This is a genomic window from Pseudomonas sp. ANT_J28, assembly GCF_008370005.1.
Taxonomy (GTDB): domain Bacteria; phylum Pseudomonadota; class Gammaproteobacteria; order Pseudomonadales; family Pseudomonadaceae; genus Aquipseudomonas; species Aquipseudomonas frigoris.
This window is the reverse complement of sequence record NZ_VOBM01000027.1, coordinates 1-23,296: the sequence shown is the minus strand read 5'-3', so window position 1 is coordinate 23,296 and position 23,296 is coordinate 1. Positions and strand designations below refer to the sequence as shown.

Below are 23,296 nucleotides of genomic sequence, written 5' to 3'. Positions count from 1 at the left end.
AAAGGCAGACCTATGCAGCGGCTGTATCGGAAACGCATCGTTCTGGGCGTCGGCGGCGGTATCGCTGCCTACAAGAGCGCCGACCTGGTTCGCCGCCTGATCGACCAGGGCGCCGAAGTGCGCGTGGTCATGACCCGCGGCGGCAGCGAGTTCATCACACCGTTGACCATGCAGGCCTTGTCCGGGCATCCGGTCCACCTCGATTTGCTCGACCCGGCGGCCGAAGCTGCCATGGGCCACATCGAGCTGGCCAAATGGGCCGACCTGGTGCTGATCGCCCCCGCCACCGCGGACCTCATTGCCCGCCTGGCCCAAGGCATTGCCAATGACCTGCTGACCACGCTGGTGCTGGCCACCGACGCCGTGGTCGCCGTTGCCCCGGCGATGAACCAGGCCATGTGGCGCGACCCGGCCACCCAGGCCAACTTGCAAACCCTCGAAAGCCGTGGCCTGAAAACCTTCGGCCCAGCCTCTGGTAGCCAGGCCTGCGGCGACGTCGGCATGGGCCGCATGCTCGAAGCCACCGACCTCGCCCAGTGCGCGGCGGACTGCTTCCAGCGTCAGGCGCTGACCGGCAAACACGTGCTGATCACCGCCGGCCCGACCCAGGAAAACATCGACCCGGTGCGCTACATCACCAATCACAGCTCCGGAAAGATGGGCTTTGCCCTGGCCGAAGCCGCAGTGGAAGCCGGCGCCCGCGTAACGCTGATCACCGGCCCGGTGCACCTGCCGACGCCGGATCGCGTCACCCGCATCGACGTGGTCAGCGCCCGCGACATGCTCGCCGCGTGTGAAGCCGCGATCCCTTGCGACCTGTTCATCGCCTCGGCGGCGGTCGCGGATTACCGCCCGGAAGTCGTCGCCCCACAGAAACTCAAGAAAGACCCTACGAACGGCGACGGCCTGTTGCTACAGATGGTGCGTAACCCGGACATTCTGGCCACCATCGCCACTCGCCCTGGCCGTCCGTTCAGTGTCGGGTTCGCCGCCGAAACCGAACACTTGCTCGATTACGCTGCACGCAAGTTGAAAGACAAGAACCTCGATTTGATCGTCGCCAACGACGTCGCCAACCCGAGCATTGGCTTCAACAGCGAAGAAAACGCCTGCAGCGTGATCGACCGCCAGCTACACGCCACACTTTTCGCCCAGACCAGCAAGAGCAAGATTGCTCGCCAGCTGATCACTTTTATCGCCGAACGTCTGAACCAGGTTTAATTTACATGCACACTTTGCAAGCCAAGATCCTCGACCCTCGCATCGGTACCGATTTCCCGCTGCCGCAGTACGCCACGCCAGGCTCCGCCGGCCTCGACCTGCGCGCCATGCTGGAAAAAGACACCGTCATCAAGCCGGGCGAAACCCTGCTGATCCCGACTGGCCTGTCCGTCTACATCGGCGATCCGGGTTTGGCGGCGCTGATTCTGCCGCGTTCGGGCCTGGGCCATAAGCACGGCATCGTGCTGGGCAACCTGGTCGGCCTGATCGACTCCGATTATCAAGGCCCGCTGATGGTCTCGTGCTGGAACCGTGGCCAGACCGACTTCAACATCGTGGTCGGCGAACGTTTGGCCCAACTGGTTTTGGTGCCAGTGGTTCAAGCGCACTTCGAGATGGTCGAAGAGTTCGTTGAAACCGAGCGCGGTGCCGGCGGTTTCGGGCACTCCGGCAGCCATTGATCACAGGGACTCAGGCTGGGCTCCCTGCCCGGCCTGACACCAAGGTTTTGCACTTCAGGATGAAAATTGCACTAGCCTCATCTGGAAGGTTTACCGCCCAAAATCAAGTCATTGGCCAGCCAATCGCTCGCCAATGTGGGGGTATGGCCTTTGCACACCACGAACTCTCAGTGGAAAACGTCGTCATACCCTTCAGTTTGAGCCTGTCGACGAGTTCTTCGCAGCAGGTCCAACCACCCTTCGAGATGGAGCATTTCCAGTAATGAGCAGCCCAGCCCAAGTCGCACCCAAGTTCCCCGACAGCATCTTCCGCGCCTACGACATTCGCGGCACCGTCCCGGAATTCTTGAACGCTGAAACCGCTTATTGGCTCGGTCGCGCCATCGGCTCCCAGAGCCTGGCCCAGGACGAACCGAACGTTTCCGTCGGCCGTGACGGTCGCCTGTCCGGCCCAGAACTGGTCGAACAACTGATCAAAGGCCTCGCCGACAGCGGTTGCCACGTCAGCGACGTCGGCCTGGTGCCAACGCCTGCGCTGTACTACGCCGCCAACGTGCTGGCCGGCAAATCCGGCGTAATGCTCACCGGCAGCCACAACCCATCGAACTACAACGGCTTCAAGATCGTCATCGCTGGCGACACCTTGGCCAATGAACAGATCCAGGCCCTGCACGAACGCCTCAAGACCAACAACCTGAGCAGCGGAAAGGGCAGCATCACCCAGGTCGAGATCCTCGACCGCTACAACACCGAAATCGTTCAGGACATCAAACTCGCCCGCCGCCTGAAGGTGGTGGTCGACTGCGGTAACGGCGCCGCCGGCGTGATTGCCCCGCAACTGATCGAAGCCCTGAACTGCGAAGTCATCCCGCTGTTCTGCGACGTCGACGGCAACTTCCCGAATCACCACCCGGACCCAGGCAAGCCTGAAAACCTCGTGGACCTGATCGCCAAGGTCAAGGAATCCAACGCTGACCTGGGCCTGGCCTTCGACGGCGACGGCGACCGCGTCGGCGTGGTAACCAACACCGGCAGCATCGTTTACCCGGACCGCCTGCTGATGCTGTTCGCCCGTGATGTATTGGCGCGCAACGCTGACGCGGAGATCATCTTCGACGTCAAATGCACCCGTCGCCTGACGCCGCTGATCAAGGAATACGGCGGCCGTCCGCTCATGTGGAAGACCGGTCATTCGTTGATTAAAAAGAAAATGAAACAAACCGGCGCCCTATTAGCCGGCGAAATGAGCGGGCACATATTCTTCAAGGAACGCTGGTTCGGTTTCGACGACGGCATTTACAGCGCCGCGCGCCTGCTGGAGATCCTCAGCAAAGAAAAATTCACCGCGGAAGAGCTGTTTGCGACCTTCCCGAACGATATTTCTACGCCAGAAATCAATATCCATGTGACCGAAGAGAGCAAATTCAGCATCATTGATGCACTGCACGACGCGAAGTGGGGCGAAGGCGCCGACCTGACCACCATTGACGGCGTGCGAGTCGACTACGCCAAAGGCTGGGGCCTGGTTCGCGCGTCCAACACCACACCGGTGCTGGTGCTGCGTTTCGAGGCCGATGACGAGGCTGAATTGCAGCGCATCAAGGACGTATTCAAAGTCCAGTTGAAGCGTGTTGCACCTGATCTCCAATTACCGTTTTGATCTTCTGAAGCACCCGGAGCCCTGAATGACCCTCGAACGCGAAGCCGCCGCCAACACCGCCAAGGTCCTGTCCGAAGCGCTGCCTTATATTCGCCGCTATGTCGGCAAGACGCTGGTGATTAAATACGGCGGCAACGCGATGGAAAGCGAGGAGCTGAAAACCGGCTTCGCCCGCGACATCGTGCTGATGAAAGCCGTCGGCATTAACCCGGTGGTGGTTCACGGCGGCGGCCCGCAAATCGGCGACCTGCTCAAGCGTCTGTCGATCGAGAGCCACTTCATCGATGGCATGCGCGTGACTGACGCGCAAACCATGGACGTGGTGGAAATGGTCCTCGGCGGCCAGGTGAACAAGGACATCGTGAACCTGATCAACCGTCATGGCGGCAGCGCCATCGGCCTGACCGGTAAAGATGCCGAGCTGATTCGTGCGAAGAAGCTCACCGTGACCCGCCAGACGCCGGAGATGACTCAACCGGAAATCATCGACATCGGCCAGGTGGGCGAAGTAGTCGGCATCAACACCGACCTGCTGAACCTGCTGGTCAAAGGCGACTTCATCCCGGTGATCGCGCCAATCGGTGTCGGCGCCAACGGCGAGTCGTACAACATCAACGCTGACCTGGTGGCCGGTAAAGTCGCCGAAGCGCTGAAAGCTGAAAAGCTGATGCTGCTGACCAACATCGCCGGCCTGATGGACAAGTCGGGCACGGTCCTGACCGGCCTGACCACCCAACAGGTCGACGACTTGATCGCCGACGGCACCATCTACGGCGGCATGCTGCCGAAGATCCGTTGCGCGCTGGAAGCCGTGCAAGGTGGCGTGGGCAGCTCGTTGATCATCGATGGCCGGGTGCCAAATGCGATTCTTCTGGAAATCTTCACCGATACCGGTGTGGGTACCTTGATCAGCAATCGCAAGCGTCCCTAGGCAGCCCATACAAAAAGACCCCGCTCAGACTGGCTGAGCGGGGTCTTTTTTTAACCACCGATCCTGTGGGAGCGGGCTTGCTCGCGAAGAGGCCATCACATTCAACATTTTCGTTGACTGATACATCGCTTTCGCGAGCAAGCCCGCTCCCACAAGGGATTGTGGTTAAACGCCGAATTGTGCGCGGTAGGCTTCTACGGCTGGCAAATGCTGCTTGAGCTGCGGATCGTCAGCCAGGAATTCGAGCACCTGGTTCAGCGAAACAATACTGATCACCGGAATGCCGAAATCACGCTCCACTTCCTGGATGGCCGACAACTCGCCGGTGCCACGCTCCTGACGGTTCAGGGCGATGAGCACGCCCGCAGCCTTCGCACCTTCCTGGGAAGCGATGATCTGCATCACTTCACGGATTGCAGTGCCAGCGGTGATCACGTCATCGATGATCAGCACGTCGCCGGTCAACGGTGCGCCGACCAGACTGCCGCCTTCACCGTGAGCCTTGGCTTCCTTGCGGTTGAAACACCATGGCAAATCACGGTCATGATGCTCGGCCAAGGCCACTGCGGTGGTCGCCGCCAAAGGGATGCCTTTGTACGCCGGGCCAAACAATACATCGAACGAAATACCGCTCTCGACGATGGCCGCCGCATAGAAACGACCCAGCTGCGCAAGGGCCGAACCCGAGTTGAACAGGCCGGCATTGAAGAAGTAAGGACTGGTGCGTCCGGACTTCAGGGTGAACTCGCCGAAGCGCAAAACGCCGCGATCGATGGCAAAACGAATGAAATCGCGCTGATACGCTTGCATGAAAAAAACCCCAAATACCACGGATTTAGCTAATTAGGTTGACGCCGTGTATCATACACCCACGCGATTTTTGGGGCCATTTATGCGGATCATCAGTGTGAACGTCAATGGTATTCAGGCTGCAGTGGAGCGAGGGTTGCTCAGTTGGCTGCAAGCACAGAATGCCGACGTCATCTGCCTGCAGGACACCCGCGCCTCCGCCTTTGAACTGGACGATCCAGCCTTCCAACTGGATGGCTACTTCCTTTATGCCTGCGAAGCCGAAGTTCCCGCCCAAGGTGGCGTGGCTTTGTATTCGCGGCTGCAACCGAAGGCTGTCATCAGCGGTCTCGGCTTCGAGACGGCCGACCGCTACGGGCGCTACCTGCAAGCCGATTTCGACAAGGTCAGCATCGCGACCTTGCTGCTCCCTTCGGGGCAGAACGGCGATGAAGACTTGAACCAGAAGTTCAAGCTAATGGACGATTTCGCCCGTTATCTGGATAAACAGCGACGCAAACGTCGCGAGTACATTTACTGTGGCTCGCTGTACGTGGCGCAACAGAAGCTGGATATCAAAAACTGGCGTGACAGCCAGCAATCCCCGGGCTTCCTGGCACCTGAACGTGCCTGGATGGACGAGATTGTCGGCAACATGGGATATGTCGATGCCCTGCGTGAAGTCAGCCGTGAAGGTGACCAGTACAGCTGGTGGCCGGATAACGAACAGGCGGAAATGCTCAACCTGGGCTGGCGCTTCGATTACCAGATACTGACCCCGGGCTTGCGCCGCTTTGTACGCAGTGCGCGCCTGCCACGTCAGCCACGGTTCTCGCAGCATGCGCCGTTGATCGTGGACTACGACTGGACGCTGACTATCTAGGTCACTGACACGAAAACCTGCTGACCGATTGACGTAAATGCCCGTATCGAAAGATACGGGCATTTTTCTGCGTTATACCTTCAAACAGCGGCGAAAAACGGCAGCGCCAGGTACAACTTGATCACGATGACATTAATGATGTCGATGAAGAAAGCACCCACCATTGGCACCACCAGGAACGCTATCTGCGAAGGTCCGTAACGCTGTGTCACCGCTTGCATGTTAGCGATGGCAGTTGGCGTTGCTCCCAGTCCGAAACCGCAGTGCCCCGCCGCCAGCACTGCCGCATCGTAGTTGCTGCCCATCATTCTGAATGTCACGAAAATCGCAAACAGTGCCATGACCAACGCTTGCGCAGCCAGGATGATAAAGATCGGCAACGCCAGCGCTGCCAGATCCCACAGTTTGAGCGACATCAGAGCGATCGCCAGAAACAGCGATAGGCTGACATTCCCCAACACGGAAACTTCACGCTCAAACACCTGATACAAGCCAAGTGCGGAAAGTCCGTTGCGTAAAACCACACCCACGAACAAGACACATACGAACGTCGGCAACTCAAACGCAGTTCCGTGGAGCAGGCCATTCAAAAGGGAGCCCGCCATCAGACTGACGGCGATCAGGGCGAGCGTCTCGATAAACGAAAATGGCGTGATCGAGCGCTCTTTGTTTGGCTGCTCAAAGCCCTTCGGCAGACGCGGCTTATCTTTCTCGCAACCGGGTGTCTGGACACGTTTGATGAGCAGGCGAGCGACCGGACCACCAATCAAACCACCCAGCACCAAGCCAAACGTCGCAGAGGCCATCGCGAGTTCAGAGGCGGACGCCAGACCAAACTTCTCGCTGAACGTCGCTCCCCACGCAGCGCCTGTACCGTGACCGCCAGACAACGTAATCGAGCCCGTAAGCAAGCCCATCAACGGATCGAGCCCCAAGGCCTTTGCGAGCCCGATGCCCATGGCATTCTGGACCACCAGAAGCCCGATGACCGCCAGTAGAAAGACCCCCACTACGCGCCCGCCTTTCTTCAGGCTTGCGAAGTCAGCACTCAAGCCAATGGTGGCAAAAAACGCCAACATCAAGGGCGTCTGCAGTGAGGTGTCAAATCGGACGTCAATATCAAATCCCCGCAAAACCAGGAGAAGCAGAGCCACCACCAGGCCGCCTGCTACAGGCTCAGGGATATTGTAACTGCGTAAAAAACCGATTCGTGTGACCAGTCCACGCCCCAACAACAGTACTAAAGAGGCGGCCACAAGTGTTCCATAGAAATCGAGCTGAACCATTGGGATTATTCTTTGATATATATTCAGGGGCGAACTTTTTACCTGGACACGCCTCTTGAACAGGTTGATCTTATCAACACTGATTTGCTTTAAATTCAAAGACCTTCAATGGTCTGAATATATCGAAATATTTCTGAAGGAATATTACTTGGGGCAACTTTATCAACCGTGAAGTCTCATTGCCAAGCACATAGGCGGTGTTGAGGCGAAGCAGTTGTGACTAGAAGTGTAAGAGCGATATTGCTAATGGCAACGTTGGGGGAAGCTAATCAAATTTAAAAAAACAAATGCCCCGACAAGTCAGGGCATTTGCTTTAAAGCGTGGCGAACTGCATTTTCACACAGCTGTCGCTCCCACAAGGGAATCTAGCGCTGTTCGTTATTTGATCAACCGCCAAGTGAACGGATACCGATACGGCACCCCTTCATTGGCCTTCACGCCACCGATGATCGTCAGTACCAGCGCACCAATCGCCAACAGACCGAACAGAAAAAACCCGACGATCACCACCATCAGCAGCAAGCAGATGGCGGAGGCAATGGCGACGGTGATCTGAAAGTTCAGCGCCTCCTTGCCTTGAGCATCAACAAACGGGTCCATCTCGCGCTTCATCTGCCAGAGAATCAGCGGGCCGATCAGCGTACCGAACGGAATCCAGATCCCCAGCAAGGCGGACAGGTGACAAAACATGGCCCACTGCCGAACCTCTTTGCTCGGTATGGGAAGCAGCTGTTGCTCGTCACTCATGGCGTCCTCCTTGCGTGGAGCAGTCCGATCAGTCGGCCAGTGCAGCCTTTTGCAGTTCGAAGATTTCGGTCATGCCTTTCTTCGCCAACTCAAGCATAGCGTTCAGTTCTTCCGGCTGGAACGGTGCGCCTTCGGCAGTGCCCTGAACCTCAATGAAACCACCCGTGCTGGTCATCACGACGTTCAAGTCAGTCTCGGCGGCCGAGTCTTCCAGGTAGTCGAGGTCGAGTACCGGCTCACCCTGGTACATGCCCACCGATACGGCAGCAATCATTTGCTTCAGCGGGTCGCCGCCTTTCAGGCCGCCGCGCTTCTTGATCACTTTCAAGGCATCGACCAGTGCAACCATGGCGCCGGTGATGGACGCGGTGCGGGTGCCGCCGTCAGCCTGGATCACGTCGCAATCGACGTACAGGGTGACGTCGCCCAGCTTGGACATGTCCAGCGAAGCGCGCAGGGAACGGCCGATCAGACGCTGGATTTCCAGGGTGCGGCCGCCTTGCTTGCCGCGGCTCGCTTCACGCTGGTTACGCTCACCAGTGGCGCGCGGCAGCATGCCGTATTCGGCGGTCAACCAGCCTTGGCCCTGACCTTTGAGGAAACGCGGCACGCCGTTCTCGACGCTGACGGTGCAGATGACTTTGGTATCACCGAACTCGACCAGTACAGATCCCTCGGCGTGTTTGGTGTAGTTGCGGGTAATGCGGATCGAGCGGAGCTGATCGGCAGCGCGACCACTTGGACGTTTCATAGGGAATACCTGTACGGGGGACGGAAAACTGCGGAGCATTATAGAGCCGCAGGGCCGCAAGTGGGCACTTCTAAAAAAATCCCCCGACGACTGAAGGCCCTGAATAGCGCTTTACCGACGGCCTGCAGCCCTTTGTCACTCCGTGTGTTTGGGCGCATTCGCCCCACTGCGCTACAATCCTGCGCCTTTGCTGCCTCTGGGCTTAAATTCATATAGATCAGGTCTGCGAAACCTTTGGTAACGCATGAACCTGCATTGCGAGGAACCTCCATGGTGCACAGCATGACCGCCTTTGCCCGCGTCGAAAAAGCCGGCGCCCAAGGCACCCTGAGCTGGGAACTGCGCTCGGTCAACAGCCGCTACCTGGAGCCGCACCTGCGTCTGCCTGAGTCCTTTCGCGACCTCGAAGGCGCGGTCCGCGAAGCGCTGCGTCAGGGAATCTCCCGGGGCAAGCTCGAATGCACCCTGCGCTTCACCGAAGAAAATACCGACAAACCACTGCAGGTGGACCGCGAGCGCGTCGCGCAATTGGTCGCCGCCGCCGAGACCATCGCCAGCCTGATCAAAAATCCGGCCGCGCTGAACCCATTGGAAGTCCTGGCCTGGCCCGGCGTGCTGGTGGGCGATGCGACCGACCCGCAAGCCTTGAATGCCGAAGCCCTGGCGCTGTTCAACGAATGCCTGAAAGAACTCAAGGCCGGCCGCGAGCGCGAAGGCGCGGAGCTGGCACGGTTGATCAATGATCGCCTGGCCTCCATTGAAGAAGACGTGGTGACCCTGCGTGAACTGGTCCCGCAGATGCTCGCCACCCAGCGCCAGAAAGTGCTCGACCGCTTCGCCGACATGAAGGCTGAGATGGACCCGCAGCGGCTGGAGCAGGAAATGGTCATGCTCGCGCAAAAGAGCGACGTCGCCGAAGAACTGGATCGCCTGAGCACTCACATCATCGAAGTTCGCCGGGTACTCAAATCCGGTGGCGCTGCCGGTCGGCGCCTGGACTTCCTGATGCAAGAGCTCAACCGCGAAGCGAACACACTGGGCTCCAAAGCCTTCGACCCGCGCAGCACCCAGGCGGCGGTCAACCTCAAAGTGTTGATCGAGCAGATGCGCGAACAAGTGCAGAATATTGAGTAAGGCAACCCTGACATGACCCACAGCACCGGCACCCTGTACATCATTTCCGCACCTTCGGGCGCGGGCAAGAGCAGCCTGGTCAAGGCCCTGACCGACGCTGACCAGGAGATCCGCGTTTCCGTCTCCCACACCACCCGCGCCATGCGCCCCGGTGAAGTGAACGGCGTGAACTATCACTTCGTCGAACGCAGCGAGTTCGTGAAGATGATCGAGCATGGGGATTTCCTCGAGCGCGCCGAAGTGTTCGGCAATCTCTACGGCACTTCGCAAAGCCACCTGCAGCAGACCCTGGACGAAGGCCACGACCTGATTCTGGAAATCGACTGGCAGGGTGCAGAGCAAGTGCGCAAGTTGATGCCCCAGGCCCGTTCGATCTTCATTCTGCCGCCGTCCCTGCAAGCCTTGCACCAGCGCCTGAACAATCGCGGCCAGGACAGCAACGAAGTCATCGAAGGCCGGATGCGCGAAGCCGTCAGCGAAATGAGCCACTACGTCGACTACGATTACCTGATCATCAACGACGATTTCGCCCACGCACTGCGCGATTTGCAGGCGATTTTCCGTGCCAATCAGCTGCACCAGAAGCGTCAGCAGCAGCGTAACGGAAAACTTTTGGCCGAATTACTCGGCTAAACAGCACTTCCCAAAACCGCTGCAGGGGCTTTACATTGGCACTTGCAGCGCGCTGAAGGGCTTGGTCAAAAAATCAGCGCTTCCCTAATCGCTGGTGATTTTTTAAACTGTTGAGTCCGCTCGCCCAACCGGGCAGCGCGCATATTGCATTCGCTCCGAGGAATACCATGGCCCGCGTAACCGTTGAAGATTGCCTAAACCACGTGGAAAACCGCTTTGAGCTGGTCATGCTGTCTACCAAGCGTGCCCGTCAACTGGCCACCGGCGGCAAAGAGCCACTGGTTCAGTGGGAAAACGACAAGCCTACCGTTGTAGCCTTGCGTGAAATCGCTGAAGGCCTGATGAGCTACGAGTTCATCGCCAACGCTGAAATCGTCGAAGACGAACCGCTGTTCGCAGCGTTCGAGGACGAGTCCAACGAGGCAGTCTAAGCCATGCCTGGTCGACGTAGCACGGCGCGGGGTCACAGCGAACGGCAGGTTTCATCATGCCGAGCATAGACGCCCTCGCCGATCGCTTATCGACCTACCTCGGCAAGGACCAGGTCAACCTGGTCCGCCGAGCGTACTTCTACGCCGAACAAGCGCACGACGGCCAACGCCGCCGTAGCGGTGAGGCGTACGTCACGCACCCACTCGCGGTTGCGAATATTCTTGCCGACATGCACATGGACCATCAGAGCCTGATGGCTGCGATGCTGCATGACGTGATCGAAGACACCGGTATTGCCAAGGAAGCGCTGCAAGCGCAGTTCGGCGAAACCGTGGCCGAACTGGTCGACGGGGTCAGCAAACTGACCCAGATGAACTTCGAGACCAAGGCCGAAGCCCAGGCTGAAAACTTCCAGAAAATGGCCATGGCCATGGCCCGCGATATTCGCGTGATCCTGGTCAAACTCGCCGACCGCTTGCACAACATGCGGACCCTGGAAGTCCTGTCCGGCGAAAAACGCCGACGGATCGCCAAGGAAACCCTGGAAATCTATGCGCCCATCGCCAACCGGCTGGGCATGCACGCCATCCGCATAGAATTCGAAGACCTCGGCTTCAAGGCGATGCACCCGATGCGTTCCGCACGGATCAACCAAGCGGTCAAACGCGCCCGGGGCAATCGCAAGGAAATCGTCAACAAGATCGAAGAATCACTCAGCCACTGCCTGGCCATCGACGGCATTCAGGGCGAGGTCAGCGGTCGTCAGAAACACCTCTACGGCATCTACAAGAAAATGCGCGGCAAGCGTCGGGCCTTCAACGAGATCATGGACGTCTATGCGTTCCGGATCATCGTCGACAAGGTCGATACCTGCTACCGCGTGCTGGGTGCTGTGCATAATTTGTACAAACCGTTACCGGGGCGCTTCAAGGATTACATCGCGATCCCCAAGGCCAACGGCTACCAGTCGCTGCACACCACGCTGTTCGGGATGCACGGTGTACCGATCGAGATTCAGATCCGCACCCGTGAAATGGAAGAGATGGCCAACAACGGCATCGCCGCCCATTGGCTCTATAAATCCAGTGGCGATGAGCAGCCAAAAGGTACTCATGCCCGCGCCCGCCAGTGGGTCAAAGGCGTGCTGGAGATGCAGCAACGGGCCGGCAACTCGCTGGAATTCATCGAGAGCGTGAAGATCGACCTGTTTCCGGACGAGGTCTACGTGTTCACCCCCAAAGGCCGGATCATGGAGCTGCCCAAAGGCTCCACGGCGGTCGACTTCGCTTACGCGGTGCACACCGACGTGGGCAACAGCTGCATTGCCTGTCGGATCAATCGACGTCTCGCACCGCTGTCCGAACCGCTTCAAAGCGGCTCCACGGTCGAGATCGTCAGCGCCCCCGGCGCGCGACCGAATCCGGCGTGGCTCAACTTCGTGGTCACCGGCAAGGCGCGGACCCACATCCGCCATGCGCTGAAACTGCAACGCCGCTCCGAGTCCATCAGCCTCGGCGAACGCCTGCTGAACAAGGTCCTCAACGGTTTCGACAGCTCGCTGGAGAAAGTAGCAGCCGAGCGCGTCAAGGCGATGCTCACCGAGTACCGCCTGGAACTGATCGAAGACCTGCTCGAAGACATCGGCCTAGGCAATCGTATGGCTTACGTGGTCGCCCGCCGACTGCTTGGTGAAGGCGAACAGCTGCCGAGCGCGGAAGGCCCGCTGGCGATTCGCGGCACCGAAGGCCTGGTGCTCAGTTACGCCAAGTGCTGCACGCCGATCCCGGGCGACCCGATTGTCGGCCACCTGTCCGCGGGCAAAGGCATGGTCGTGCACCTGGACAACTGCCGCAACATCAGCGAAATCCGCCACAACCCGGAAAAATGCATCCAGCTCTCGTGGGCCAAGGATGTCACCGGCGAATTCAATGTCGAGCTGCGCGTCGAGCTGGAGCACCAGCGCGGCCTGATCGCTCTGCTGGCCAGCAGCGTCAACGCGGCCGACGGCAATATTGAAAAAATCAGCATGGACGAACGCGATGGTCGCATCAGCGTGGTCCAACTGGTGGTCAGCGTGCACGACCGCGTGCACCTGGCCCGCGTGATCAAGAAACTGCGCGCCCTGACCGGGGTGATTCGCATCACTCGCATGCGTGCGTAAGCCACTCATTACAAGGAGTCATTCATGACCAAAACAGTTATTACCAGCGACAAGGCCCCGGCCGCTATCGGCACTTACTCCCAGGCGATCAAGGCCGGCAACACCGTTTACATGTCGGGTCAAATTCCTCTGGACCCAAAAACCATGGAACTGGTAGAAGGCTTCGAAGCCCAGACCGTCCAGGTGTTCGAGAACCTCAAAGCCGTGGCTGAAGCCGCTGGCGGTTCGTTCAAGGACATCGTCAAACTGAACATCTTCCTCACCGACCTGAGCCACTTCGCCAAGGTCAACGAGATCATGGGCAAGTACTTTGACCAGCCTTACCCTGCCCGCGCCGCCATCGGCGTAGCGGCCTTGCCAAAGGGTTCGCAGGTTGAGATGGATGCCATTCTGGTCATCGAGTAAATGCGTACGGCGCAGTCCTCAACGGGACTGCGCTGACCGATCTTGTAAAGAAAGGGTTCTGAAAGGATTCCAAAATGCGCCAAGCGCTAGCTCTCTCGCTGGTCGCCCTACTCTTGGGCGGTTGTGCCAGCAACCCTGCCGACCGTGACATCAGCGGCACCTGGATCAATCAAGCGGCAATCGATGCAGCAGCCAAAGGTGGCCCCCTGCGCGAAGCGCTCCAGGCCTATGGCCCGAACCTGGAATGGGACGTCAACACCAAGGCCGGTCAGGCCCGCTACACCAACGGTTTTGAAAATGTCGACGGCAAGCTGCTGGGCGAACAGTCCGGCGCCTGGAAAATCGACTTTTATGGCAGCTCGGGTAGTGAGCTCAAGCGTGACGGCAAGCAATTGAGCCAGGTCGCCAGCGACAATGAGCCGGAGCAAGTCTTCGACCGCGCGCAGGTTCAGGTGCCAGACGGCGCCCCCATCGGCGCCAGCTTCGAGCGCGCGCTGTATTCGGCCTACATGGGCGGCAGCTGGAAAGTCGTCAGCGGTCCCGGTGAAGGCAATACCGTGCAATTCCAGGCTGACGGCCAGGTTGCCGGCCTGCCGGGGGCGGATCGTTATGCCCTGTGCCTGGCCGGTGATTGCGCGTCGATGAGCGGCGGCAATGACAACATGTGGCTACAGGCCAATGGTCAGGGCAACACCTGGATCTTTGCGCGCAAGGGCAAGGCACTGGAAATCCTCCAGGCAGTGAACACCGCACAGGCGGATGAAATGCCGCAGTTCACCCCGGGCGATCGCAAGTGGTTGCTGGAAAAACAGTGATACAGAATACAGGAGCCTGCGGGCTCCTTTTTCTTTAGCCTGCACCGTCGAATTCTTGCCCTCCGCTCAAGGATTGATCATGCGCTCACTGCTAATCCTTGGCCTATTGCTGCTCGGCGGCTGCACCTCTATGCCCGCAGAAACGGATATCAGCGGTATCTGGATCAATCAGGCGGCCATCGATGCAGCGGTCCAAGGCCAGTCTTTACATGAATCCTTAAACACCCATGGCCGGAATCTGGAATGGGACATCAACACCCACACCGGCAAGGCGCAAGTGAGCAGCGGTTTTGAGATGGGTGAAGGCCAACTGCTGCAAACGTCACCCAATGCCTGGACCGTTGACTACAACGGCTACGGCACTGACGAGCTGCGCCTGGATGGCAAGCGACTGACCCAACTGGCCAAAGAGTACGTACCCCAGCAGGTGTTCAGTCGCCCCAGCAAGACCGCCAAAACGGGGACAAGGTGGGGTAACACCTTCAGGAATGCCCTGAACGCCGCTTACCTGGGCGGGCAGTGGAAAATTATCGGCGGTCACGGAACAGGCCAAATAGTCGAGTTTACGGAAGATGGCCATGTTTCAGGGTTACCGGGAACTGATCGATTCGAGTTATGCCTGGACGGTGATTGCGCCAACCAAGGCGCAGGCAATGACACCTTGTATCTGGGCACAGGTGAGCTGAGTGACACATGGATTTTCGTTCGAAAAGGCAAGCAGCTGGAGATTTTCCAGACAATCAATCAATCCCGGCCAGACGAAATCCCCCACTTCACCCCCGGCCCACGCCAGTGGCTGCTGGAAAAACAATGACCCAAAAACAAAGGCGCCCGCAGGCGCCTGTTGTTTAGAGGCTCGCTCAGCTCAACTCCCCTGGGCAAGTATCGCGGCATAACCTTCGCGGTAACTTGGGTACTTCGGTGTCCAGCCCAAGGCTTTGGCCCGCGCATTGCTGCAGCGCTTGCTGCCAGTGCGCCGCACGCTCGCGTCGTCATCCCATTCGGTCACGCCCAAATACTCTCGTAGCCAGCCCACCACTTCTGCCAGTGGTGCTGGCGCATTATCGACGCCGATATAGACGTCATCCAGCGCCACCCCGCGCCGGTCCGCCTCAAGCAAGCAGGCCATCAGCCCCGCCGCGTCGTCTGCATGAATACGGTTGCCATACAACGGCGGATCGACCGCAACGCGATAGCCCCGGCGAACCTGGGTCAACAGCCACTCACGGCCGGGACCGTAGATACCGGTTAAACGCACAATGCTGGCCGGAATGCCGCTATTGAGGGCAATCTGCTCGGCTTCCAGCATCACACGCCCTGAATAGCCAGCGGGCGCAGCAGACGAAGTCTCATCGACCCACTCGCCTTCCTGCTGGCCATACACACTGCTGCTGGAAACAAACAGCAGTCGATCAGGCACTTGCCCGTAGTCGCTCAGCCATTCCAGCACGTACTGCAAACCCTGCACATATGCGGCGCGGTAACCCGCCTCGTCGTGATCGGTGGCGGCCACGCAATACACCAGGTAATCCACCGCGCCGACTGGCCAGGTCGCTGGACAGTCTTCATTGAACAAGTCACCGGCAACGCCAATTACCCCCTCGGGCAGGCGCGAGATGTCACGCCTCAAGCCGTGAACCTCCCACCCCGAAACCAATAATTGCGTGGCCAGACGACTGCCGACATCACCACAACCGGCGATCAAAACAGAAGGCGCGGACATCAGAAAACTCCCTCAAGAAAGGTACAGACTAGCGCCCGAAATGGATGAGCGGCTAGTAATGGAGGAAAAAAAGAGACGCTATTGCTTTTGTTAACAAGAATTAATTGCAATAATGCCAGCCACTTTTGTTCTCGGCCTCTCGAGGCCTGGAAGAGCATCTACCGTTTTTCTTTCTCAGGTCCGGCCAGCATGACACCCAATCAATTCCCCGCTTCGCCAACCAAACGACCTCGCGCCTGGAGCGCAGTGGCCGCCCTGCTGCTCAGCCTGATGCTGGCGCCGACCGCCGCTTTCGCTGACGCACAAGCGCCAGCCGCTCCGGCTGCCACTGCCACTGCTGCTCCAGCTCCTGCCGATCACGCCGCACCGGCCGTTACCCCGGCTGCGACCGACCCGGCCCAAGCCGTAGACACCACCGCCGAAGACGCTCCGGAAGTCCTCGAAGCCGACAACTCTCTGGGCATGGCCCACGACCTGTCGCCGTGGGGCATGTACCAGAACGCCGATATCATCGTGAAAATCGTGATGATCGGTCTGGCCATCGCCTCGATCATTACCTGGACCATCTGGATCGCCAAGGGTTTCGAGCTGATGGGCGCCAAGCGTCGTCTGCGCACTGAAATCGCTCACCTGAAAAAAGCCACAACGCTTAAAGAAGCCAGTGCGACAGCTACCAAGCAAGGCACCCTCGCCAACTTGCTGGTTCATGACGCCCTGGAAGAGATGCGTTTGTCGGTCAACAGCCGCGAGAAAGAAGGCATCAAGGAACGCGTCGCCTTCCGCCTTGAGCGCCTGGTTGCAGCCTGCGGTCGCAACATGAGCAGCGGCACCGGCGTGCTCGCCACCATCGGTTCCACCGCGCCGTTCGTCGGCCTGTTCGGTACCGTGTGGGGCATCATGAACAGCTTCATCGGCATCGCCAAAACCCAGACCACCAACCTTGCCGTCGTGGCTCCCGGCATCGCCGAAGCCCTGCTGGCAACCGCGCTGGGCCTGGTTGCAGCGATTCCGGCCGTTGTGATCTACAACGTCTTTGCCCGCTCCATTGCCGGTTACAAGGCGCAGGTTTCCGATGCGTCAGCAGAAGTCCTGCTGCTGGTCAGCCGCGACCTCGACCACCAGCCGTCCGAGCGCAGCTCGCAACCGCACATGGTGAAAGTGGGGTAATCGGCCATGGGCCTGCATTTGAGAGAAGGCGCAGACGACGATCTGGCCGAGAACCACGAAATCAACGTCACACCGTTCATCGACGTGATGCTGGTGCTGTTGATCATCTTCATGGTGGCGGCCCCGCTCGCCACCGTAGACATCAAGGTCGACCTGCCCGCTTCCAGCGCCAAACCGGCGCCGCGGCCAGAGAAACCGGTGTTCCTCAGCGTCAAGGCTGACCAACGCCTGTTCCTCGGCGAAGACGAAGTGAAGGCCGAAGCACTCGGCGCCACCCTCGACGCCAAGACCAAAGGCAAGAAAGACACGACGATCTTCTTCCAGGCCGATAAAGGTGTGGACTACGGCGACCTGATGAGCGTGATGGACAACCTGCGCTCTGCCGGTTACCTGAAGGTGGGTCTGGTCGGACTCGAGACGGCAGTCAAGAAATGATCACGACGCGCCAAAAGCTGACGCGTTACAGCGCGAGCCTGGCCGTGGTGCTGGGCGTCCATGCGCTGGCCATTGCGCTGGCGCTGAACTGGACGTCGCGCCCACCGATCGAGCTGCCGCCGCAGGCGATGATGGTCGAGTTGGCGCCAGTTCCGGCCCCGCCACCGCCGGCCCCGCCGAAGGTCATAACGCCGCCACAGCCACCCGCTCCGGTGGAAGAACTGCCGATACCGAAGCTGGCTGAAGCGCCAAAGGCCGAGATCGCCGTGCCGAAACCGGTCAAACCCAAGCCAAAGCCTCAACCGCCCAAGCCTGTGGAGAAAAAGCCCGAACCGCCTAAAGAGAAGCCGTCCGAGGAAAAACCGAGCGACGCGCAACCGACTCAGGCGCCGACCGAAAAGTCCGCGCAGCCAGCGCCAGGTCCGTCACCCGCACAGCAAGCCGCCAAGGCCAGTTGGCAGAGCGAATTGCTCGCGCATTTGGCCAAGCATAAGAAGTATCCACCCGCTGCAAGGATGCGGAACAAGGAAGGTGTGAACCGTCTACGTTTCGTGATGGATGCGCAAGGTAATGTGTTGTCGTTCGAACTGGCGAGCCCTTCCGGCAACGCCGATCTGGACCGCGCCACCCTGCAAATGATCCGCGAGGCTCAACCACTGCCCAAGCCACCGGCGGATATGTTGACCAACGGCTCCATCGAAATCGTTGCACCGTTTGTTTACTCGCTGGAAAAACGTCGGCGCTAAAACGCCGCAGATCCCCATGTGGGAGCGGGCTTGCTCGCGAAAGCGGTGTGACAGTCGACATCAACTTTGACTGACACAGCGTCTTCGCGAGCAAGCCCGCTCCCACAGGGGATCCTCAGCGACAGAAATAGCGGCGATAAGGCACCCGAAAGGTGCCTTTTGCATATCCGCCAGCGGCAAACCTGCTTTGCCCTGTGTCACTCAACGCACTCAGTCTGATAACGTGCGTCTATCGATTGCAGCCGGTATGCTTGGCTCGCAACTTCATGGACGCTTGCTATGACTCTTACAGAATTACGCTACATCGTTACCCTCGCCCAAGAGCAGCACTTCGGCCACGCGGCCGAGCGTTGCCATGTCAGCCAGCCGACCCTGTCGGTGGGCGTGAAAAAGCTTGAAGACGAACTCGGTGTGCTGATTTTCGAGCGCAGCAAGAGTGCCGTGCGCCTGACCCCGGTCGGTGAAGGCATTGTCGCCCAGGCGCAGAAAGTGCTGGAACAGGCCCAAGGCATCCGCGAACTGGCCCAGGCCGGCAAGAACCAGCTGACCGCGCCGCTGAAAGTCGGCGCCATCTACACCGTCGGCCCGTACCTGTTTCCGCACCTGATTCCACAACTGCACCGGGTCGCCCCGCAGATGCCGTTGTACATCGAAGAAAACTTCACCCACGTGCTGCGCGACAAACTGCGCAACGGCGAGCTCGACGCGATCATCATCGCCCTGCCGTTCAACGAAGCCGACGTGCTGACCCTCCAGCTCTACGACGAGCCGTTCTACGTCCTGATGCCGGCCCAGCACCCGTGGACCCAAAAAGAATCCATCGACGCCGCCCTGCTCAACGACAAGAGCCTGCTGCTGCTCGGCGAAGGCCATTGTTTCCGTGATCAAGTGCTGGAAGCCTGCCCGACCCTGGCCAAAGGCAACGACGGCGCCAAACACACCACGGTGGAATCCAGTTCCCTGGAAACCATCCGCCACATGGTTGCGTCCGGCCTCGGCATCTCGATCCTGCCGCTGTCGGCAGTCGACAGCCATCACTACGCCCCCGGCGTGATCGAAGTGCGTCCACTGACGCCTCCGGTGCCGTTCCGCACCGTGGCCATCGCCTGGCGCGCGAGCTTCCCGCGGCCGAAGGCTATTGAAATCCTCGCTGACTCCATTCGCCTGTGCTCGGTGGCCAAGCCGCAAGCACCGGTGGTTGCGGCCTAAGTCGCTGCCATGACCGAGTTGTCGCAAGTGTCGGTGACGGCACTCAAGGGGGTCGGCGAGGCCATGGCCGAGAAGCTGGCCAAGGTCGGCCTGGAGAATCTTCAGGACGTGCTGTTCCACCTGCCGCTGCGTTATCAGGACCGCACGCGCGTGGTCCCGATCGGCCACTTGCGACCCGGGCAAGACGCCGTAATCGAAGGCACCGTCAGCGGCGCCGATGTGGTCATGGGCCGCCGCCGTAGCCTGGTGGTGCGCCTGCAAGACGGCACTGGCGGGCTCAGTCTGCGTTTCTACCACTTCAGCAACGCCCAGAAAGAAGGCCTCAAACGTGGCACGCGCATTCGCTGCTACGGCGAAGCGCGGCCCGGTGCGTCGGGGCTGGAGATCTATCACCCGGAATACCGCGCCATCACCGGCGACGAGCCGCCGCCAGTGGATGAAACCCTGACCCCGGTTTACCCGCTCACTGAAGGCCTGACCCAACAGCGCTTGCGCCAGTTGTGCATGCAGACCCTGACGATGCTCGGCCCTACCAGCCTGCCCGACTGGCTGCCGACCGAACTGGCGCGGGACTATCAACTGGCGCCGCTGGCCGATGCGATCCGCTACCTGCACCACCCGCCGGCCGATGCCGACGTCGACGAACTCGCCCTCGGTCATCACTGGGCGCAGCACCGCTTGGCTTTCGAAGAACTGCTGACCCATCAACTGTCCCAGCAGCGCCTGCGCGAGAGCATGCGCTCCCTGCGCGCGCCAGCGATGCCGAAAGCCACCCGGCTGCCAGCTCAATATCTGGCGAACCTTGGCTTCACTCCGACCGGCGCTCAGCAACGGGTCGGCAACGAAATCGCCTACGACCTCAGTCAGCACGAGCCCATGTTGCGGCTGATTCAGGGCGACGTAGGCGCGGGTAAAACCGTGGTCGCCGCCCTCGCTGCACTCCAGGCCTTGGAGGCCGGGTATCAAGTGGCGCTGATGGCGCCCACCGAGATTCTCGCCGAGCAGCACTTCATCACCTTCAAACGCTGGCTCGAACCGCTGGGCATTGAAGTCGCGTGGCTGGCCGGCAAGCTCAAAGGCAAGAACCGTGTGGCCGCACTGGAGCAGATCGCCAGTGGCACACCAATGGTGGTCGGCACCCACGCGTTGTTCCAGGACGAAGTGCAGTTCAAAAACCTCGCACTGGCAATCATCGACGAACAGCACCGCTTCGGCGTGCAGCAACGGCTGGCGCTGCGACAGAAAGGTGTCGGCGGGCGGATGTGCCCGCACCAGCTGATCATGACCGCGACACCGATTCCCCGGACGCTGGCCATGAGCGCCTACGCCGACCTCGACACCTCGATCCTCGACGAACTACCGCCTGGCCGGACCCCGGTGAACACCGTGCTGATCACCGATACCCGGCGCGTCGAAGTCATCGAACGGGTGCGCGGCGCCTGCGCTGAAGGGCGTCAGGCCTATTGGGTGTGCACGCTGATCGAAGAGTCGGAAGAGCTGACCTGCCAGGCCGCCGAAACCACCTACGAAGACCTCACCGCCGCCCTCGGCGAGCTGAAGGTCGGGCTCATCCACGGTCGCATGAAGCCCGTCGAGAAAGCCGCGGTCATGGCCGAATTCAAGGCCGGCAACCTGCAACTGTTGGTCGCAACCACGGTGATCGAAGTCGGCGTCGACGTGCCCAACGCCAGCCTGATGATCATCGAAAACCCTGAACGCCTCGGGCTTGCGCAATTGCACCAGTTGCGCGGTCGTGTGGGTCGGGGCAGCGCGGCCAGTCATTGCGTGCTGCTTTACCATCCGCCGCTGTCACAGATCGGTCGTCAGCGTTTGGGCATCATGCGCGAAACCAACGACGGGTTTGTCATCGCCGAAAAAGACCTTGAGCTGCGCGGCCCCGGCGAAATGCTCGGTACGCGTCAGACCGGCCTGCTGCAATTCAAGGTCGCTGACCTGATGCGCGACGCCGATCTGCTGCCCGCCGTGCGTGACGCCGCCCAAGCACTGCTGGAACGCTGGCCGGATCACGTCAGCCCACTGCTCGACCGCTGGCTACGTCATGGGCAGCAATACGGCCAAGTGTGAGCACCGTCGCAGTTTCTGAACCACCGTTCTGAGCAAGCTGGTTATACTCCTGCCACTGTTTTAAAACGGATACAGACCATGACCGAAGTTGCCCTCGCACCCGCCACCCCGCACGCTCCGTCGGTTATTCGGCTGATGCTGGGCAAACTGGGTATTGCCTACGAAGAAGTCCTCGACCATCACGGCCTGAACGCCGCACGCAAAGTGCAGGCTGTTCTGCTCGATGACGCCGTGGGCACGCTCATGGTGCTGTTCCCGCAGAGCCAATTGCTGGACCTCAATCGCCTCGCCGAACTGACGGGCCGCCGCCTCACCGCCGTGTCTACCGAACGGCTGGTAAAAATGCTCGGCAAACACAACCTGAGCCTGCTGCCCGGTATGCCGGCGCTCACCAGTTCACCGTGCCTGTATGAAGAAAGCCTGCTGCGCGAGCCGAAGTTGCTGATCAACTCGGGCGAGCCCGGCGTGCTGCTGGAAGTCACCAGTGAAGACTTCAAGACCATGCTGACCAAGGCCAGCGCCGCCAACTTCGGCGAAGCGCTGACCAGCATTCGCCCGAACCTCGACCGCCCCCACGATGACCGCGAGGAAATCACCCAGGCTGTTCAAGCGTTCACCGCGCGGCGCATCCAGCAGCGTCTGGAAGAGACCATCGAAATTCCGCCGCTGGCCGAAACCGCGCAGAAAATCATCAAACTGCGCGTCGACCCCAACGCTACCATCGACGACATCACCGGCGTCGTCGAAACCGACCCGGCATTGGCCGCACAGGTTGTGAGCTGGGCGGCGTCGCCGTACTACGCCTCGCCGGGCAAGATTCGCTCAGTGGAAGACGCCATCGTCCGGGTGCTGGGTTTCGACCTGGTGATCAACCTGGCGCTGGGCCTGGCCCTGGGCAAAACCCTGAGCCTGCCCAAAGACCACCCGCAACACACCACGCCCTACTGGCAGCAATCGATTTACACCGCCGCCGTCATCGAAGGCCTGACCCGCGCCATGCCGCGCGCCCAGCGCCCGGAAGCCGGCCTGACCTACCTCGCCGGCCTGCTGCACAACTTCGGCTACTTGCTGCTGGCCCACGTCTTCCCGCCGCACTTCTCGCTGATCTGCCGCCACCTGGAGGTCAACCCGCACCTGTGCCACAGCTACGTCGAGCAACACTTGCTGGGCATCAGCCGTGAACAGATCGGTTCGTGGCTGATGCGCTACTGGGACATGCCCGAAGAACTGGCCACCGCGCTGCGCTTCCAGCACGACCCGGGCTACGACGGCGATTACGCCGAGTACCCCAACCTTGTGTGCCTGGCTGTGCGTTTGTTGCGTAGCCGTGGCGTCGGCTCAGGCCCGGATGAAGACATCCCGGATGCGTTGCTGGAACGCGTCGGCCTGACTCGCGAGAAAGCCAACGACGTCGTCAGCAAAGTACTTGAGGCTGAAGTGCTGCTGCGCGAATTGGCTTCGCAATTCGGCCAGGCATAAAACCCCCGCTCCCACACTCGGTCAAATAATGAAATGGCTACCCCCGCCGCCCCCTGTGATCGCCCACTAAGCTTTCACAGGGGGCTCACCGGAGACCGTTGCCATGAACAAAGTAGCTATTGCCGCCATCGACCTGGGAAAA

22 protein-coding genes and 1 pseudogene are annotated in these 23,296 nt (G+C 60.0%); 18 read left to right on the top strand and 5 right to left on the bottom strand.

Annotation, left to right across the window (positions count from 1 at the left end; translation table 11 throughout):
- Positions 1-12 precede the first annotated feature (12 nt).
- From coaBC to argB, 4 genes and pseudogenes are all read left to right on the top strand, one after another.
- Positions 13-1,221 carry a bifunctional phosphopantothenoylcysteine decarboxylase/phosphopantothenate--cysteine ligase CoaBC gene (gene coaBC / locus FQ187_RS19135; protein WP_149630676.1) on the top strand — a complete coding sequence of 403 codons (1,209 nt, stop codon included), beginning with the start codon at positions 13-15 and terminating at the stop codon, positions 1,219-1,221.
- A 5-nt stretch (positions 1,222-1,226) separates the two neighbouring features.
- Positions 1,227-1,682 (top strand): dUTP diphosphatase, encoded by a 456-nt coding sequence (gene dut, locus FQ187_RS19130; protein WP_149630675.1) that lies wholly within the window; start codon positions 1,227-1,229, stop codon positions 1,680-1,682.
- Positions 1,683-1,938: 256 nt separating this feature from the next.
- Positions 1,939-3,342 (top strand): annotated as a pseudogene (locus FQ187_RS19120) (phosphomannomutase/phosphoglucomutase); the annotation flags it as partial.
- 25 nt (positions 3,343-3,367) lie between these two features.
- A complete protein-coding gene (gene argB / locus FQ187_RS19115) occupies positions 3,368-4,273 on the top strand; it encodes an acetylglutamate kinase (protein ID WP_109626724.1) in 906 nt (301 codons plus the stop codon).
- 165 nt (positions 4,274-4,438) lie between these two features.
- Here argB and pyrE read toward each other — a convergent pair whose 3' ends face one another.
- Positions 4,439-5,083, bottom strand: coding sequence for an orotate phosphoribosyltransferase (gene pyrE, locus FQ187_RS19110; protein ID WP_149630673.1), 645 nt, complete (start codon positions 5,081-5,083; stop codon positions 4,439-4,441).
- An 82-nt stretch (positions 5,084-5,165) separates the two neighbouring features.
- On the opposite strand from pyrE, the gene FQ187_RS19105 reads away from it, so the two are divergent.
- Positions 5,166-5,945: an exodeoxyribonuclease III gene (locus FQ187_RS19105; protein WP_008030595.1), complete on the top strand. Its 780-nt coding sequence runs from the start codon at positions 5,166-5,168 to the stop codon at positions 5,943-5,945.
- Between the two features lie 80 nt (positions 5,946-6,025).
- Here the strand turns inward: FQ187_RS19105 and gltS are convergent, their stop codons facing one another.
- From gltS to rph, 3 genes are all read right to left on the bottom strand, one after another.
- Entirely contained in the window at positions 6,026-7,231 is a 1,206-nt protein-coding gene (gltS, locus tag FQ187_RS19100) for a sodium/glutamate symporter (protein ID WP_149630672.1), read from the bottom strand.
- Between the two features lie 379 nt (positions 7,232-7,610).
- Positions 7,611-7,979 (bottom strand): DUF4870 domain-containing protein, encoded by a 369-nt coding sequence (locus FQ187_RS19095; protein WP_149630671.1) that lies wholly within the window; start codon positions 7,977-7,979, stop codon positions 7,611-7,613.
- Between the two features lie 28 nt (positions 7,980-8,007).
- Entirely contained in the window at positions 8,008-8,730 is a 723-nt protein-coding gene (gene rph, locus FQ187_RS19090; protein ID WP_010465211.1) for a ribonuclease PH, read from the bottom strand.
- Positions 8,731-9,000: 270 nt separating this feature from the next.
- Between rph and FQ187_RS19085 the strand changes: the two genes are divergently transcribed.
- The 7 genes from FQ187_RS19085 to FQ187_RS19055 all read left to right on the top strand — a co-directional run bounded on the left by FQ187_RS19085 (position 9,001) and on the right by FQ187_RS19055 (position 15,124).
- Positions 9,001-9,864, top strand: coding sequence for a YicC/YloC family endoribonuclease (locus FQ187_RS19085; protein WP_149630670.1), 864 nt, complete (start codon positions 9,001-9,003; stop codon positions 9,862-9,864).
- A 12-nt stretch (positions 9,865-9,876) separates the two neighbouring features.
- Complete coding sequence (gene gmk, locus FQ187_RS19080) at positions 9,877-10,497, top strand: guanylate kinase (RefSeq protein WP_149630669.1); 621 nt, start codon at positions 9,877-9,879, stop codon at positions 10,495-10,497.
- 167 nt (positions 10,498-10,664) lie between these two features.
- Complete coding sequence (gene rpoZ / locus FQ187_RS19075) at positions 10,665-10,928, top strand: DNA-directed RNA polymerase subunit omega (protein WP_007894670.1); 264 nt, start codon at positions 10,665-10,667, stop codon at positions 10,926-10,928.
- Positions 10,929-10,984: 56 nt separating this feature from the next.
- Positions 10,985-13,090, top strand: a complete 2,106-nt coding sequence (spoT, locus tag FQ187_RS19070) for a bifunctional GTP diphosphokinase/guanosine-3',5'-bis pyrophosphate 3'-pyrophosphohydrolase (RefSeq protein WP_033059343.1) — start codon at positions 10,985-10,987, stop codon at positions 13,088-13,090.
- 24 nt (positions 13,091-13,114) lie between these two features.
- Positions 13,115-13,495 (top strand): RidA family protein, encoded by a 381-nt coding sequence (locus tag FQ187_RS19065; protein ID WP_003229509.1) that lies wholly within the window; start codon positions 13,115-13,117, stop codon positions 13,493-13,495.
- Between the two features lie 74 nt (positions 13,496-13,569).
- Complete coding sequence (locus tag FQ187_RS19060; RefSeq protein WP_149630668.1) at positions 13,570-14,310, top strand: hypothetical protein; 741 nt, start codon at positions 13,570-13,572, stop codon at positions 14,308-14,310.
- 79 nt (positions 14,311-14,389) lie between these two features.
- The gene (locus FQ187_RS19055; protein ID WP_149630667.1) at positions 14,390-15,124 is read left to right on the top strand and encodes a hypothetical protein; all 735 of its coding nucleotides are present in this window, start codon (positions 14,390-14,392) and stop codon (positions 15,122-15,124) included.
- 51 nt (positions 15,125-15,175) lie between these two features.
- Here the strand turns inward: FQ187_RS19055 and FQ187_RS19050 are convergent, their stop codons facing one another.
- Entirely contained in the window at positions 15,176-16,033 is an 858-nt protein-coding gene (locus tag FQ187_RS19050; RefSeq protein WP_149630666.1) for an SDR family oxidoreductase, read from the bottom strand.
- Between the two features lie 189 nt (positions 16,034-16,222).
- Between FQ187_RS19050 and exbB the strand changes: the two genes are divergently transcribed.
- From exbB to FQ187_RS19020, 6 genes are all read left to right on the top strand, one after another.
- Positions 16,223-17,200: a tonB-system energizer ExbB gene (exbB, locus tag FQ187_RS19045; protein ID WP_149630665.1), complete on the top strand. Its 978-nt coding sequence runs from the start codon at positions 16,223-16,225 to the stop codon at positions 17,198-17,200.
- A 6-nt stretch (positions 17,201-17,206) separates the two neighbouring features.
- The gene (gene exbD / locus FQ187_RS19040; protein WP_149630664.1) at positions 17,207-17,635 is read left to right on the top strand and encodes a TonB system transport protein ExbD; all 429 of its coding nucleotides are present in this window, start codon (positions 17,207-17,209) and stop codon (positions 17,633-17,635) included.
- Positions 17,632-18,381 carry an energy transducer TonB gene (locus tag FQ187_RS19035; protein WP_149630663.1) on the top strand — a complete coding sequence of 250 codons (750 nt, stop codon included), beginning with the start codon at positions 17,632-17,634 and terminating at the stop codon, positions 18,379-18,381. The genes exbD and FQ187_RS19035 overlap by 4 nt, the downstream gene beginning before the upstream one ends.
- A 279-nt stretch (positions 18,382-18,660) precedes the next feature.
- Positions 18,661-19,590 (top strand): hydrogen peroxide-inducible genes activator, encoded by a 930-nt coding sequence (locus FQ187_RS19030; RefSeq protein ID WP_008150125.1) that lies wholly within the window; start codon positions 18,661-18,663, stop codon positions 19,588-19,590.
- A 9-nt stretch (positions 19,591-19,599) separates the two neighbouring features.
- On the top strand, positions 19,600-21,675 hold the full coding sequence (gene recG, locus FQ187_RS19025) for an ATP-dependent DNA helicase RecG (protein WP_129439976.1): 2,076 nt from the start codon (positions 19,600-19,602) through the stop codon (positions 21,673-21,675).
- A 78-nt stretch (positions 21,676-21,753) separates the two neighbouring features.
- The gene (locus FQ187_RS19020; RefSeq protein ID WP_149630662.1) at positions 21,754-23,154 is read left to right on the top strand and encodes an aminoacyl-tRNA deacylase and HDOD domain-containing protein; all 1,401 of its coding nucleotides are present in this window, start codon (positions 21,754-21,756) and stop codon (positions 23,152-23,154) included.
- Positions 23,155-23,296 lie beyond the last annotated feature (142 nt).

Coding starts and splice junctions, on each gene's coding strand:
- recG (WP_129439976.1), top strand. CDS start 19,600: ATGACCGAGTTGTCGCAAGTGTCGGTGACGGCACTCAAGGGGGTCGGC.
- FQ187_RS19085 (WP_149630670.1), top strand. CDS start 9,001: ATGGTGCACAGCATGACCGCCTTTGCCCGCGTCGAAAAAGCCGGCGCC.
- exbB (WP_149630665.1), top strand. CDS start 16,223: ATGACACCCAATCAATTCCCCGCTTCGCCAACCAAACGACCTCGCGCC.
- FQ187_RS19035 (WP_149630663.1), top strand. CDS start 17,632: ATGATCACGACGCGCCAAAAGCTGACGCGTTACAGCGCGAGCCTGGCC.
- dut (WP_149630675.1), top strand. CDS start 1,227: ATGCACACTTTGCAAGCCAAGATCCTCGACCCTCGCATCGGTACCGAT.
- spoT (WP_033059343.1), top strand. CDS start 10,985: ATGCCGAGCATAGACGCCCTCGCCGATCGCTTATCGACCTACCTCGGC.
- FQ187_RS19050 (WP_149630666.1), bottom strand. CDS start 16,033: ATGTCCGCGCCTTCTGTTTTGATCGCCGGTTGTGGTGATGTCGGCAGT.
- gltS (WP_149630672.1), bottom strand. CDS start 7,231: ATGGTTCAGCTCGATTTCTATGGAACACTTGTGGCCGCCTCTTTAGTA.
- rpoZ (WP_007894670.1), top strand. CDS start 10,665: ATGGCCCGCGTAACCGTTGAAGATTGCCTAAACCACGTGGAAAACCGC.
- argB (WP_109626724.1), top strand. CDS start 3,368: ATGACCCTCGAACGCGAAGCCGCCGCCAACACCGCCAAGGTCCTGTCC.
- FQ187_RS19055 (WP_149630667.1), top strand. CDS start 14,390: ATGCGCTCACTGCTAATCCTTGGCCTATTGCTGCTCGGCGGCTGCACC.
- gmk (WP_149630669.1), top strand. CDS start 9,877: ATGACCCACAGCACCGGCACCCTGTACATCATTTCCGCACCTTCGGGC.
- exbD (WP_149630664.1), top strand. CDS start 17,207: ATGGGCCTGCATTTGAGAGAAGGCGCAGACGACGATCTGGCCGAGAAC.
- coaBC (WP_149630676.1), top strand. CDS start 13: ATGCAGCGGCTGTATCGGAAACGCATCGTTCTGGGCGTCGGCGGCGGT.
- FQ187_RS19060 (WP_149630668.1), top strand. CDS start 13,570: ATGCGCCAAGCGCTAGCTCTCTCGCTGGTCGCCCTACTCTTGGGCGGT.
- FQ187_RS19105 (WP_008030595.1), top strand. CDS start 5,166: ATGCGGATCATCAGTGTGAACGTCAATGGTATTCAGGCTGCAGTGGAG.
- pyrE (WP_149630673.1), bottom strand. CDS start 5,083: ATGCAAGCGTATCAGCGCGATTTCATTCGTTTTGCCATCGATCGCGGC.
- FQ187_RS19020 (WP_149630662.1), top strand. CDS start 21,754: ATGACCGAAGTTGCCCTCGCACCCGCCACCCCGCACGCTCCGTCGGTT.
- FQ187_RS19030 (WP_008150125.1), top strand. CDS start 18,661: ATGACTCTTACAGAATTACGCTACATCGTTACCCTCGCCCAAGAGCAG.
- FQ187_RS19095 (WP_149630671.1), bottom strand. CDS start 7,979: ATGAGTGACGAGCAACAGCTGCTTCCCATACCGAGCAAAGAGGTTCGG.
- rph (WP_010465211.1), bottom strand. CDS start 8,730: ATGAAACGTCCAAGTGGTCGCGCTGCCGATCAGCTCCGCTCGATCCGC.
- FQ187_RS19065 (WP_003229509.1), top strand. CDS start 13,115: ATGACCAAAACAGTTATTACCAGCGACAAGGCCCCGGCCGCTATCGGC.